Source organism: Reichenbachiella sp. (assembly GCF_965223055.1).
Classification (GTDB): Bacteria; Bacteroidota; Bacteroidia; order Cytophagales; family Cyclobacteriaceae; genus Reichenbachiella.
Genome location: NZ_CBDCVM010000011.1, coordinates 25,229 through 37,502, shown reverse-complemented (window position 1 = coordinate 37,502; position 12,274 = coordinate 25,229). Strand labels below are relative to the sequence as shown.

Below are 12,274 nucleotides of genomic sequence, written 5' to 3'. Positions count from 1 at the left end.
TTACCATTCCTTCTACTCTTTTCTGCTAGCTTTATTTCAACTATTCCGATGAAACAAACAAATGGATATTGAAAATATAGAATTGACCTATTTGACTCTAGGGGATTACAAAGAGTTGAAAAAGGCCATGATTGAAGCTTATAGTAGTATTCAGGATGCATACTGGAAGGCGGATGAAATAAAGTCACTGATAGATAAGTTTCCGGATGGTCAAGTGGTGATCAAAGTCAATGGCCAGCTGGCTGGTTGTGCCTTGTCGATAATTGTGAAATACAACCAATTCGACGAGCATCATACCTATAAAGAAATTACGGGTGACTATTCATTTGACACGCACACCGATGATGGCGATGTCTTGTATGGGATAGATGTGTTTATCAAATCCGAGTTTAGAGGACTGCGTTTAGGCAGAAGATTATACGACTATCGAAAAGAATTATGCGAACGCATGAATTTGCGTATGATTGCCTTTGGAGGGAGAATTCCCAATTATCACAAATATGCAGATGAGATTTCTCCCAAAGAGTATATAGAAAGGGTAAAAAGAAAGGAAATAGTTGATCCGGTGCTAAACTTTCAAATTTCCAATGATTTTCACCCGTCTAAAGTGCTTACTGGGTATTTGGAGGGGGATGAAGCTTCCAGTGAATATGCCGTATTGTTGGAGTGGGACAATATCTATTACAAGAAGCCCACAAAAAAGGCTGAGACCAAAAAGAAAATCGTTCGACTAGGATTGGTGCAGTGGCAAATGCGGCTGTACAAAGGCATGGAAGAGCTGATGCAGCAGGCAGAGTATTTCGTGGATGCAGTATCAGGCTATCGCTGTGATTTTGCCCTGTTTCCAGAGTTTTTCAATGCGCCGTTGATGGCGGAAAACAACCACATGTCGGAGCCAGAGGCTATTCGAGAATTAGCCACTCATACAGAGGAAGTTGTTCGGCGATTTTCGGAGTTGGCGATTTCTTATAATATCAATATCATCACGGGCAGTATGCCAGAAATCAAAGACGATTTATTATACAACGTAGGTTATCTCTGTCGTCGGGATGGTACTACAGAGCGTTATGAGAAAATCCACGTGACACCTGACGAATCTAAGGTTTGGGGGATGCAAGGAGGTAGTGAAATCAAGGCTTTCGATACTGATTGCGGCAAGATTGGTGTTTTGATTTGTTATGATTCAGAGTTTCCTGAGCTGAGTCGGTTATTGGCTGAAGAGGGTATGGATATTTTGTTTGTTCCATTTTTGACAGATACACAAAACGGGTATTCCAGAGTGCGTAATTGTTCGCAAGCTAGAGCGATAGAAAATGAATGCTATGTAGCCATCGCCGGAAGTGTGGGCAACTTGCCTAAGGTCCACAACATGGATATTCAATTTGCCCAGTCGATGGTGTTTACCCCTTGTGATTTTGCGTTCCCCACCAATGGCATTAAGGCCGAAGCCACACCCAATGCTGAAATGATTCTAATAGCCGATGTAGATATTGATTTACTCAGAGAATTGAATCAATTCGGTAGTGTGCAAAATTTGAAAGATCGAAGGAAGGATATTTTTGACCTGAAGAAAAAGAAGGGGGCTGAAAAGTAGAATGAAATAGAAAGAGCCTGTCTCAACAACGTATCGCTTTTGAGACAGGCTCTTTGTTAAGTAGATCGTTAGCTTATTTCGCAGCAGCGAAACGCTTATTCACTTCTTCCCAGTTGATCACATTGAAAAATGCGTTGATGTAATCAGGGCGTCTGTTTTGGTAGTTTAAGTAGTAAGCATGTTCCCAAACATCAAGTCCAAGGATAGGAGTGCCTCCGCATCCAACACCAGGCATCAATGGATTGTCTTGGTTGGCAGAAGAGCAAACTTCTAATTTGCCATCTTTTACGCATAACCAAGCCCATCCAGATCCGAATCTAGTTGCGCCAGCTTTAGCAAAAGCGTCTTTGAAAGCATCAAATGAACCGAAAGCCTCGTCGATCGCACCAGCAATATCGCCAGTAGGGTTGCCGCCGCCATTAGGGCTCATTACAGTCCAGAATAGTGAGTGGTTGAAATGTCCACCTCCGTTGTTTCTTACTGCAGGTACATCTGAATGTTCTGCACAGAGTGCTTCGATAGACTTGCCTTCCATATCCGTGCCGGCAATCGCTCCATTCAAGTTGGTTACGTACGCATTGTGGTGCTTTCCGTGGTGGATTTCCATTGTACGTTTGTCGATATGTGGTTCCAATGCATCGTGTGCATAGGGTAATGATGGTAATTCAAATGCCATGATAAATCTATATTTATGTTTTAAAAAATTCTTGAGAGTAAAGTTAATTGTAAATCTAAAATAAACGGAATCAATTGATCATTCTATTCTATGGGATGATAGAACCAAGATATAAGAATCAAGATCCAAGAGTTTTGTTACCCTTTATCACGCATGCGTTTAAAAAAATCAGTAACTAATGCGCTGCACTCATTGGCCAAAATGCCATACGTAATTTTTGCTTTTGGGTGAATAGCCTTAGGAGCCAGTTGAGAATAACCTCTTTTTTCATCACTTGCTCCGTATATCACTTCGTCAAGCTGAGACCAGTAGGTAGCTCCGGCACACATGGTGCACGGTTCCAGAGTGACATACAATTTGCATCCAGATAGATACTTGGTGCCGAGGTAATTTTCTGCTGCTGTGATCGCCAATATTTCTGCATGGGCGGTGACATCATTGAGCTTTTCTACCTGATTGTAGGCACGAGAGATGATTTTGTTTTCGCAAACTACTACTGCCCCAACGGGTACTTCATTTTCTTCGAAAGCATATTGTGCCTGCTTGAGGGCTTCTTTCATGAATGCCTCATCACTATGAAGTCCTGGTATCATTTTTTCTTTTTAATGAATTCAACACTATTCATGATGTCAGCCAATTGTGGTTGCCACTCGTTTTGTAGTTGTAGGGGACTGGAAAAATTGAATACCCAAGAATGCTTACCTACTATCATGTATTGAATGTATGTGTATTTTTTTACAGCACTTTGTGATCTAAAGGATTGCGTATTGCTGTCGGCTTTAACAGTTGAAACAAATTCAAAATAGGCTGCTTTTTTTCCATTTACTTCTTTCACGCCCTGGCTAACCATTTCAATCTCATCATAAAAATTGTAAATGTTGGATTTTTGAAAACTTACCATGATCTCCAAGTCATCAGTGCTCCATTGAGTAACTGATTTGTTCACCCCAAGGTCAATAGTGACAGATGGATTGGTGTAAATAGCTACCGGTCTTTTGGTAGAAAAATATCTGCTCGCAATTTCGTCGTCTGTCATTAGCCTGAATTGACCTGGGATCATCATAGTAATCTCTTCGGTTACATTGACTTTCGTCAGGTTTTCCGTCAAAAAAATTGAAAAGAATAAACTTAGAAATAAAAAGACACCCATGATTTTGCGAATTTTTTAAAGCTAGTGAAAAATCAAAATTAAACTACCTTGTGATGAAGCCCAAAACAAGACAATGATTAAATTTGCGCCTTCATTTTTTATAATACGAATATTATGCTGAGAACGCAGACTTGTGGCGAATTGAGATTGGCTGACGCCGGAAAAGAAGTGACACTTTGTGGATGGGTACAAAAGGTACGTGACAAAGGAGGAATGGTTTGGATTGATCTTCGAGATCGATATGGAATCACGCAGTTGATATTCGAGGAGGGACAAACACCAACCGAATTGGTGGAAAAAGCAAAGACTGTAGGTAGAGAATTTGTTCTAAAGGCGTCCGGTGAAGTCGCAGAGCGTTATGCCAAAAACGACAAAATCCTTACAGGTGAAATAGAAATAAAAGTGAGTGACTTGGAAGTGTTGAATGCTTCTAAGGTGCCTCCATTTATCATTGACAATGATACGGACGGAGGCGAAGAGCTTCGAATGAAATATAGATACCTCGACTTACGAAGAGATGAGGTGCGAGACAAACTTATGCTTCGTCATAAGATGTTGCAGGCTACAAGATCGTACTTGTCTGATCAAAATTTTATGGAGGTGGAGACACCGGTATTGATTAAGTCTACTCCTGAAGGTGCCAGAGATTTTGTGGTGCCATCAAGAGTGAATAGAGGTGAGTTTTATGCCTTGCCACAATCACCCCAGACATTCAAACAATTGTTGATGGTGTCTGGTTTCGATAGATACTTCCAAATTGTGAAGTGCTTCAGAGACGAAGATTTAAGAGCTGATCGTCAGCCAGAGTTTACTCAGATAGACTGTGAAATGTCTTTCGTGACTCAAGAAGATATTTTGAACACTTTCGAAGGACTGACTCGCCATTTGTTTAAGCAAGCATTGGACGTAGAAGTGGGTGAGTTTGTACACATGCAGTACGACGATGCCATGAGGTTGTATGGGTCAGACAAACCTGACGTTAGATTCGGCATGCCATTCGTAGAGCTCAACGACGTCGCACAAAACAAAGGATTTAATGTTTTTGATCAGGCTGAATTGGTAGTAGGGATCTGTGCTGAAGGCTGTGCTAGCTGGACACGGAAGCAATTGGATGGCTTGACTGATTTTGTAAAACGTCCTCAGGTCGGAGCGAAAGGATTGGTTTATGTCAAGTGCAATGAAGATGGGTCATTCAAATCATCTGTAGATAAATTTTACTCGCAAGAGGATCTGAAAGCATGGGCAGAAAAGTCTCAGGCTAAGCCAGGCGATTTGATTTTGGTATTGTCTGGAGATACGAATGCTACCAGAAAGCAGATGTGTGAATTGAGATTGCACATGGGCGATTTGTTGGAGCTGAAAGACCCAATGAACTTCAAACCGCTTTGGGTACTAGACTTCCCGTTATTGGAATGGGACGAAGAAACTGAAAGATACCACGCGATGCACCATCCATTTACGTCTCCTAAACCTGATGAAATTCCAATGTTGGATACTGAACCTGGAAAAGTGCATGCCAATGCTTATGATTTAGTAATCAACGGGGTTGAAATTGGAGGTGGATCTATCAGGATTCATGATAGAGAAACGCAAGCCATGATGTTCAAGCACCTTGGGTTTTCAGACGAAGAAGCAAGAGAGCAATTTGGCTTCTTGCTGGATGCGTTCGAATATGGAGCGCCACCACATGGAGGAATTGCTTTTGGATTTGACAGATTATGCTCTATGTTTGGAGGCTCAGATTCTATCAGAGATTTTATAGCCTTTCCTAAGAATACTTCTGCACGTGATGTAATGATAGAATCACCTTCTCCAATTGCAAAGGATCAATTGGATGAGTTGGGACTTGATCTATTGCCTGCAGAATAACTAGATGACAAAATATCTGATTTGTTGCTTTATATTGATGTGCTCGTTTTTTGCAGGACAAGCACAGGTGCAAGACTCTGTCCGTGAAGACTCTGTCCAAGAAAAGCGTATCAAATTTGCCATCTATCCGGCCTTGGGATATTCTCCAGAGACCAAAGTCAACATCGGAGCCATTGCTTTTTTTGTATTCAATACCAAGTCGAAGAACCCTGATTTTCATCGGCCTTCAAGTATTACCCCCTATGTGGTGTTTACAACTAACAAGCAGGTCTTGATCAAATCTGATTTTGATCTGTTTTTTGGAAATGGCATGAATTTGAATTTTGATGCTCGGGTTTTTGACTTTCCAGACAATTATTATGGAATCGGTAGTGAAACTGTTCCCGAAATAGTGGAACAGTACACCGATCGGTATATTGCCCTTTCTGGAAGCCTAGTCAAGCCTGTAACACCTCAATGGTTTGGTGGAATTAGATTTGACTTTCAATACAACAATATTGACAATTTGGTTGATTCTGGTTTGTTGGCCACGGATCAGCCCGTAGGCATAGATGGTGGTAGAAATATGGGAGTGGGGCCGGCATTCCGAAATGATACACGAAATAGCACGCTTTGGCCCACACATGGTCGATTTATTAATGCCAACGCCACTTTTTACGGAAAGGCATTAGGAGGAGAATACAGCTACACGAGCTTTCTGTTAGATTATCGCCAGTATTTCAGACTTTTTGGCCCAAAAAGTGTGTTGGCCATACAGTTTCGAGCAAATATGACTGCTGGAAGCGATATTCCTTTTTACAAATTAAATAAAATGGGAGGTAGTGGTCGATTGAGGGGTATAGAGCACCGCAATCTTTATCGAGATAAACAGGTGATGTATTTTCAGGTGGAAGCCAGACAGGAGCTATTTTGGCGTTTTGGCGGAGTGATATTCGCAGGAGCAGGAGAGGTTTTTGATAAGTTCGGGGATTTTGGTACCGATAAAATAAGAGTAGTATATGGACTTGGTGGTAGATTTCGAGCCCTCAAGGATGAAAAAATGAACTTTAGAATGGATCTAGGCTTTACCGACAATGGACAGTATGCTTTTTATCTATCCGTTCGTGAGGCCTTTTGATACACGTCCCTTATTGTTGTAATAATTTTGTATTTTGCATAACCAGTTAAGGAAAAAGAGAAAGAACGATTAATTATGGCAGATAAGATCAAGTTGCTGTATGTGGATGATGAAGCAGCTAACCTCAATGTTTTCAGAATTGCCTTCAAAAGAAGGTACAATGTCACTACATGCGAAAGTGCAGCAGATGGACTCAAACTAATGGAGGAGGAAAAATTTGACGTCATAATATCTGATCATCGTATGCCAGAAATGACAGGCGTGGAACTGCTCGAAAAAGTTGGAGAGCTATATCCTGACATGACAAGAATTATCATTTCAGAATATGTAAATGACGAGATCATTCGAAACGCAATCAAAAAATTTGGTTTTACGGGTAGTGTAGGTAAGCCATGGGATGCGGATGAGCTGGTGGAACTTATTGAGAAAAAATAAACTCTTCTTTTGCAATTAGAAATTTCTACACCGGCCCTTTTATTTCCGGCGATTACGCTGTTGTTGCTAGCCTATACCAATAGATTTTTAGCATTAGCCACACTTATCAGAAACCTTCACGCGAAATATCAACAGACTGATACACAACACGTTCTTATTGGTCAAATAAAGAACCTGAGAGTCCGGCTGAACATGGTTCGTCGAATGCAGGCTTTTGGTGTATTGAGTTTTCTCCTTACTGTCGCGTGCATGTTTGCACTATTTCAGGAAGGGTTTGTTCTGGCCAATTATTTATTTGGAGGTAGCCTAATTTCATTGATTACCTCACTCATCTTTTCACTGATAGAAATTCAGATGTCTACTAAGGCACTCAATATAGAATTGAGTGATATGGAAGGGTAAATAACTGTTTCACTTTACATCAAATAAAATCCCTCTGGTTTTAAAGGTTCAGGGATATCTTCTTTTCCCATTACTTTCAATCCAAAAATTTCAATATTCCGAACAATGGCTAGCATGGAAATGTCTGTAGGTTTGTTCTCAAACGGATCTTTAAGGTCTTTAGCCAAATTGGCAAGTGAAAAAAACATGATGCAAACAACGGTTACAATTGGGAACTCTATATAATCATTTTTTCTCTAAAGGCGAGAGGAAATATGATCATGAAAGCCCAAATAGCAAAGTCTATGAATCTCGCATATAGTCTTGGGAATACCGTGTGCTTAATTCGTTCAGATTTACCCATGGCAATGCTGATGTTATTGATAGATGAGGTAAGTTTTATTTGTTGGTATTCATTGATAAATCCTTTGTCAAAAACTTGCTTGATATTACTCATCATCAAATAGAGCAATGCATTTGGTGTGTTGTTATCTATTTGATCCAGTTTTGTTTTCAATTCTTCGTCTATATACGGATTGTCAGAAATGTCATGTTTTCCTCTTAGACTGTGAGCTAGCGTATAGCACCATCCAATCATTTGAGTGATGAGTTCATCACGCAATATTTTTCTTTCTTCATTGTCCTCTTTCATAAGGAACGAAATCTCTCTAATAAACGCACGAGAATCGTTCACTACTTCACCCCATATTTTACGTGCTTCCCACCAGCGGTCATACGATTGAGAAGTCTTGAAGGCTAAAATCAAAGTGATAAGTGTACCTAAGATGGATGGAATGGTCATCGGCATCAATGGAAATTGCAGGCCTAAGACTGGTTCGATAAATTGATCCAAGTAAGATAAGCCTCCCGCTATAAGGATGACATAAGGAAGCTCTTTTTTAAAAAGAGAATATAAAAAGGATATTGGAACCCGTTTGTTAATAATCATGAAAATGGACTTTTTGAATTGAGTAAAAATAAGATCAGGTGGAATCAGTCCAAACCTTTATGAAGTTTTTTTGCATAATAAATACTCGACAAGTATTTTTTCATTTAAGTAATAATACAATGACTATAAAATATTCAATTGGAGCTATTCTATCCATTCCTTTATTGCCTTTTTTGTATTTGCAGGGACGGAGGGTTAAACAAACCATTCCAGACCTGCCAGAAGCTATAGAACCTACAGGGGACAGTGGTTCAAAATCCGACCGCTGCATAAAGATTTTAGTGTTAGGAGAAAGTACTATGGCCGGCGTAGGTGTAGAGACGCACAAAGAAGGTTTCACGGGAACATTGGCGGATGAGTTAGCAGAAAATTTAAATCTTTGTGTTGAATGGAAAGTTCATGCTAAAAGCGGGATCACAGTAGGCAGAATGAAAGATGAACTACTTGATGGCTTTAATGAAAAGAATTGGGATCTGATAGTAATTGGAATAGGAGGGAATGATGCATTCAAACTCAACAATCCTTTTCGTTGGAAAAATCAAGTAAGACTAGTAATTAATAATTTAAGAAATAAGTTTGGCGATACTCCGGTGGTATTTACGAATATGCCGCCTATTAAAGAGTTTCCCGCATTTACTCCTCTTATGAAATGGACCATTGGAAATCTGGTAGAAATATTGGGAGAGGCTTTGATTGATGTGGTGGCTGAGTTTGAGAAGGTCTATTATTCTTCAGAGGTAATTAGTATCGAATGCTGGTCGGAAAAGTATAATTTGTCAAGTGATAGATCACAATATTTTAGTGATGGTGTGCATCCATCCAAGTTGACTTATCAGACACTGGCTAAACAATTAGCGGAATTTATTAAAAATTCTGGAGTGCTCAGTGGTTACTCCGAACCTCAACAAATGGATTGATGAAAGTTGTCAATTCATAAAAATATTGAACCCATATTAATCCGTTAATACAATGTTTTTTTGGTAGTACTCAATGATGCGTTCAGCATCTTTAATTTTGTATAGTACATTTTCAAGTTCTTCGGTGTTTTGATGTCGGATATTAAGAGCTACTGTAAAAACACGTTCCAGTTCGGTTCTAGCCTGTTCTTCAGAAATGACCTTCTTTTTCATGGCTTTCAAAGCATACTTATTAGCTTTTTTTACTGAATAATAAATGGCTGGCTTTTGTATGAATTTTGTGGTTTGGCCTGATATTTTACTAGTTTCCTCGTAGATGTAATATTCTTTCAATAACTGCATCATATTTGTGAATGGTTCTCCAAGTTGATGAGGAGACAGCGATTCTATATAAGCTTCATCAAGCTCCATTTCTTGGTATTGAAACTCGAAGATTTCCGGTTGAGAAAGGGCAGTTGTGTAATTAAGAAAAATAGAAAAGTAGAGTATTGTTTTTTTCATGTTTACAGATTGAATTTCGAGATACAATAGGTGGTTTTTTGATTTGCATGAATGTTCTAATGTAAAGATAAACATTAGCTATTGAGGAATTTTATTTCAGAAAGGTCAAATAGCTATGATTAACTAGATATTTTTCTGTTTTTACATAGTTTGGAAAAAACTCATCATAAGATTTCATGCAAGAATACAGTAAAGGTCTTGCGAATCGGACACAGCCAGAGGTGTATTATAAATGCCATTATTTGAATATTTAGAGATTAGCGTTTGATTCAGTTAAGACAACAGACCAGACACACACAAGTCCAAGTAATTGAGTGGTGAGGGTATTACTTTAGGTAAAAGTTCATTTGGTCAACAGCATAAGACACATGATAATCTACACTTTGCTTGAAATTCTTTTTAAATATCAGAGGTCATTGGTTAGTTTTTTTCTTGTTGTTATAGCCAGGGGCTTCATTCAAATTCGACTATATTTACGGAATCCATTTTTCCCACCCCTGTATTTTCTTGGTTATTAAGCGATTTCTCTAGTCATCGAATGAATAAACTATTCGCGCGTACTTGTCGTACAAAAATGATTTTGGTAGCTATTTTATTGATGTTTTTTACATCAATCAATGTTTTTTCATCGAATTCTAATATTGAGTATTTAACAGTAGAATTCGATGATGATGGGTTTCTAGAAATCAGTGAAGGATGGTATTTGTATTGGGATGAGTTACTTACTCCTGAAGAAACTAAATCCAGAATAGATGGGATTCCTTTAATTACTTTGGGGGCCTGGACTCAAGAAAGAAGTAAGGGTAAGACTTTGCCATCTTTCGGTGTTGCTACCTATACCAATCGACTGATTTTGCCGCATACTGATCAAGTCATTTCTATCCGAATTCCCAAAATAAACTATGCAGCCAAACTATGGGTGAATAACAGGCTGGTATACGAAGCTGGTCGAATTAGTAAAAATTCTCAAGACGTGCTTCATCGTAGAAAAGAAGCATTTGTTCCACTTTCAACGAATGTAGATACAGTTCAGCTCACATTACAAGTAGCTAATTTTTTTCACAAAAGCGGTGGTATGTTAAAGCCAATTATTGCAGGCCCTACAAGTGAGTTTTGGCAAAAGAATCAAAACAAAGTGATTAGCGATATGATTCTAATCGGGTGCCTTTTTTTCTTAGGGGTATCTATGTTGTTACTTTATTTTGCTTATTGGCGAAGAGATAAAGCTATTTTGTATTTGGGCCTATTCAGCTTGTGTTGGGGCTACCGATATTTAAGTGATGAATATGCACCATTGGTGGATTTGTTTCCAGAGTTGCCATGGGTTTGGTTAGTGAAATTGGAATATGTGAGTTTGTTTCTTGGGGCGCATTTTGGACTGCATTATCTCCGAACGATATTCACAAAAATATTTTCTACGCTTTTTTCAAAAGTCATTTCGAGTATCACAATTCCTTTTGTTGTGATAACGGTACTGCTACCAAGTGAATATTTGACTTACTTGTTGTATCCTTTTTTTACTATCATTTTTTGTTTGATTCTTTATGTGTTGTTTGTATTGGTGACTACAAAAAGACAGAATTTGCAGTCTCAAATAGGGTTATTGGGAATTATAAGTGGCATTGCGATAGTGACCTACCACATGATGTCTTTCAATCTTTGGGGAGAGGTGGATAGTACATTGGTCAGCATAGGTTATTTAATGGCTTTGATGATCAATGCGCTTTTGCTTGGTAAACGTTTTTCTGTATCGTATTCAATCAAAGACAATCAGCAGAAAGTTGCAGTATTGCAAAATATGGAGATCACAGAGCAAACCCATCTCTTAACCAAAACCAAAGATCTTCTTGAGAAACAAGTAGCGTTAAGAACTAGGGAGCTTGAGAAAGTTGTAATGGATTTGAAAGAACGAAATAACCATTTGGAACAATTCAATTATATCGTATCTCACAATATGCGAGCGCCTGTCTCCAATATTTTAGGGTTGACTAATATATACAACAAGGATGATGTGCAAGATCCATATAATCTCATTGCGGTTGATAAAATCAAAGATTCAGTACATGCTCTTGACCACGTTTTGAAGGATTTGACCACTGTTTTAGAAGTGAAGCAAAACATTAACTTACCTAATGAATTAGTCGATTTTGAGCAGCTTATTGTAAAAATTGAAAAGTCGATTCATGATCAAATAACTCATGCTGAAATGTTGGTTCAATTGAATCTAGAAATAAAACAAATCATGTCTAATGGTGCTTATTGGTATAGCATTCTGATCAATCTAATCTCCAATGCTATAAAGTATAGTAGGCGAGACGTTCAATCTTTTATTAAAATCACCACAGAAAAAATGAATGATGCTCACGTAAAAATGGTGGTAAGTGACAACGGACTTGGTATCGATCTTAGCAATAATCAGAGTGATATTTTTGGTCTATATAAGCGATTTCATAATCATGTGGAAGGAAAAGGAATGGGTTTGTTTATGGTTAGGACGCAGGTCGAATCCATGGGTGGTCATATCTCGGTGGAAAGCAAACCTGGGGAAGGGACTAAATTTACTATTGTTGTATAATTTAGAACGATAATGTAACATTCTGCAATGGCAAAACAATGAGAGATTAAATCTGATATGTCTCATGAATTTTTCCCCTTTCACGGGAGGCTCGATATTTTCTTTGTGTT

The 12,274-nt window shown here is 38.7% G+C and carries 13 protein-coding genes; 7 read left to right on the top strand and 6 right to left on the bottom strand.

Annotated elements, in window-relative coordinates; genetic code table 11:
* The first annotated feature begins 61 nt into the window (after positions 1-61).
* Positions 62-1,594 carry a GNAT family N-acetyltransferase gene (locus tag ACOQO5_RS11145; RefSeq protein ID WP_420581776.1) on the top strand — a complete coding sequence of 511 codons (1,533 nt, stop codon included), beginning with the start codon at positions 62-64 and terminating at the stop codon, positions 1,592-1,594.
* 73 nt (positions 1,595-1,667) lie between these two features.
* Here ACOQO5_RS11145 and ACOQO5_RS11140 read toward each other — a convergent pair whose 3' ends face one another.
* The 3 genes from ACOQO5_RS11140 to ACOQO5_RS11130 all read right to left on the bottom strand — a co-directional run bounded on the left by ACOQO5_RS11140 (position 1,668) and on the right by ACOQO5_RS11130 (position 3,420).
* Positions 1,668-2,270 carry a superoxide dismutase gene (locus ACOQO5_RS11140; protein ID WP_420581775.1) on the bottom strand — a complete coding sequence of 201 codons (603 nt, stop codon included), beginning with the start codon at positions 2,268-2,270 and terminating at the stop codon, positions 1,668-1,670.
* A 137-nt stretch (positions 2,271-2,407) separates the two neighbouring features.
* Complete coding sequence (locus ACOQO5_RS11135; RefSeq protein ID WP_420581774.1) at positions 2,408-2,863, bottom strand: nucleoside deaminase; 456 nt, start codon at positions 2,861-2,863, stop codon at positions 2,408-2,410.
* Complete coding sequence (locus ACOQO5_RS11130; RefSeq protein WP_420581773.1) at positions 2,860-3,420, bottom strand: hypothetical protein; 561 nt, start codon at positions 3,418-3,420, stop codon at positions 2,860-2,862. The genes ACOQO5_RS11135 and ACOQO5_RS11130 overlap by 4 nt, the downstream gene beginning before the upstream one ends.
* Before the next feature lie 114 nt (positions 3,421-3,534).
* Between ACOQO5_RS11130 and aspS the strand changes: the two genes are divergently transcribed.
* From aspS to ACOQO5_RS11110, 4 genes are all read left to right on the top strand, one after another.
* Positions 3,535-5,289: an aspartate--tRNA ligase gene (gene aspS, locus ACOQO5_RS11125; protein ID WP_420581772.1), complete on the top strand. Its 1,755-nt coding sequence runs from the start codon at positions 3,535-3,537 to the stop codon at positions 5,287-5,289.
* Between the two features lie 4 nt (positions 5,290-5,293).
* Positions 5,294-6,406: a BamA/TamA family outer membrane protein gene (locus ACOQO5_RS11120; protein WP_420581771.1), complete on the top strand. Its 1,113-nt coding sequence runs from the start codon at positions 5,294-5,296 to the stop codon at positions 6,404-6,406.
* Between the two features lie 75 nt (positions 6,407-6,481).
* Entirely contained in the window at positions 6,482-6,841 is a 360-nt protein-coding gene (locus ACOQO5_RS11115; protein WP_420581770.1) for a response regulator, read from the top strand.
* Between the two features lie 9 nt (positions 6,842-6,850).
* Positions 6,851-7,243 carry a DUF2721 domain-containing protein gene (locus ACOQO5_RS11110; RefSeq protein WP_420581769.1) on the top strand — a complete coding sequence of 131 codons (393 nt, stop codon included), beginning with the start codon at positions 6,851-6,853 and terminating at the stop codon, positions 7,241-7,243.
* A 14-nt stretch (positions 7,244-7,257) separates the two neighbouring features.
* Here the strand turns inward: ACOQO5_RS11110 and ACOQO5_RS11105 are convergent, their stop codons facing one another.
* Positions 7,258-7,431: a hypothetical protein gene (locus ACOQO5_RS11105; RefSeq protein ID WP_420581768.1), complete on the bottom strand. Its 174-nt coding sequence runs from the start codon at positions 7,429-7,431 to the stop codon at positions 7,258-7,260.
* A gap of 29 nt (positions 7,432-7,460) precedes the next feature.
* On the bottom strand, positions 7,461-8,171 hold the full coding sequence (locus ACOQO5_RS11100; protein WP_420581767.1) for a bestrophin family ion channel: 711 nt from the start codon (positions 8,169-8,171) through the stop codon (positions 7,461-7,463).
* A gap of 38 nt (positions 8,172-8,209) precedes the next feature.
* On the opposite strand from ACOQO5_RS11100, the gene ACOQO5_RS11095 reads away from it, so the two are divergent.
* A complete protein-coding gene (locus ACOQO5_RS11095) occupies positions 8,210-9,088 on the top strand; it encodes an SGNH/GDSL hydrolase family protein (RefSeq protein WP_420581766.1) in 879 nt (292 codons plus the stop codon).
* A 36-nt stretch (positions 9,089-9,124) separates the two neighbouring features.
* Here ACOQO5_RS11095 and ACOQO5_RS11090 read toward each other — a convergent pair whose 3' ends face one another.
* Positions 9,125-9,589: a hypothetical protein gene (locus ACOQO5_RS11090; RefSeq protein ID WP_420581765.1), complete on the bottom strand. Its 465-nt coding sequence runs from the start codon at positions 9,587-9,589 to the stop codon at positions 9,125-9,127.
* A gap of 538 nt (positions 9,590-10,127) precedes the next feature.
* On the opposite strand from ACOQO5_RS11090, the gene ACOQO5_RS11085 reads away from it, so the two are divergent.
* Positions 10,128-12,164, top strand: a complete 2,037-nt coding sequence (locus ACOQO5_RS11085) for an ATP-binding protein (RefSeq protein WP_420581764.1) — start codon at positions 10,128-10,130, stop codon at positions 12,162-12,164.
* Positions 12,165-12,274: the final 110 nt, after the last annotated feature.

Bases quoted from the DNA above. Each gene is read 5' to 3' on its own strand.
- aspS (WP_420581772.1), top strand. From the start codon at position 3,535: ATGCTGAGAACGCAGACTTGTGGCGAATTGAGATTGGCTGACGCCGGA.
- ACOQO5_RS11085 (WP_420581764.1), top strand. From the start codon at position 10,128: ATGAATAAACTATTCGCGCGTACTTGTCGTACAAAAATGATTTTGGTA.
- ACOQO5_RS11120 (WP_420581771.1), top strand. From the start codon at position 5,294: ATGACAAAATATCTGATTTGTTGCTTTATATTGATGTGCTCGTTTTTT.
- ACOQO5_RS11100 (WP_420581767.1), bottom strand. From the start codon at position 8,171: ATGATTATTAACAAACGGGTTCCAATATCCTTTTTATATTCTCTTTTT.
- ACOQO5_RS11140 (WP_420581775.1), bottom strand. From the start codon at position 2,270: ATGGCATTTGAATTACCATCATTACCCTATGCACACGATGCATTGGAA.
- ACOQO5_RS11135 (WP_420581774.1), bottom strand. From the start codon at position 2,863: ATGATACCAGGACTTCATAGTGATGAGGCATTCATGAAAGAAGCCCTC.
- ACOQO5_RS11115 (WP_420581770.1), top strand. From the start codon at position 6,482: ATGGCAGATAAGATCAAGTTGCTGTATGTGGATGATGAAGCAGCTAAC.
- ACOQO5_RS11130 (WP_420581773.1), bottom strand. From the start codon at position 3,420: ATGGGTGTCTTTTTATTTCTAAGTTTATTCTTTTCAATTTTTTTGACG.
- ACOQO5_RS11145 (WP_420581776.1), top strand. From the start codon at position 62: ATGGATATTGAAAATATAGAATTGACCTATTTGACTCTAGGGGATTAC.
- ACOQO5_RS11090 (WP_420581765.1), bottom strand. From the start codon at position 9,589: ATGAAAAAAACAATACTCTACTTTTCTATTTTTCTTAATTACACAACT.
- ACOQO5_RS11105 (WP_420581768.1), bottom strand. From the start codon at position 7,431: ATGTTTTTTTCACTTGCCAATTTGGCTAAAGACCTTAAAGATCCGTTT.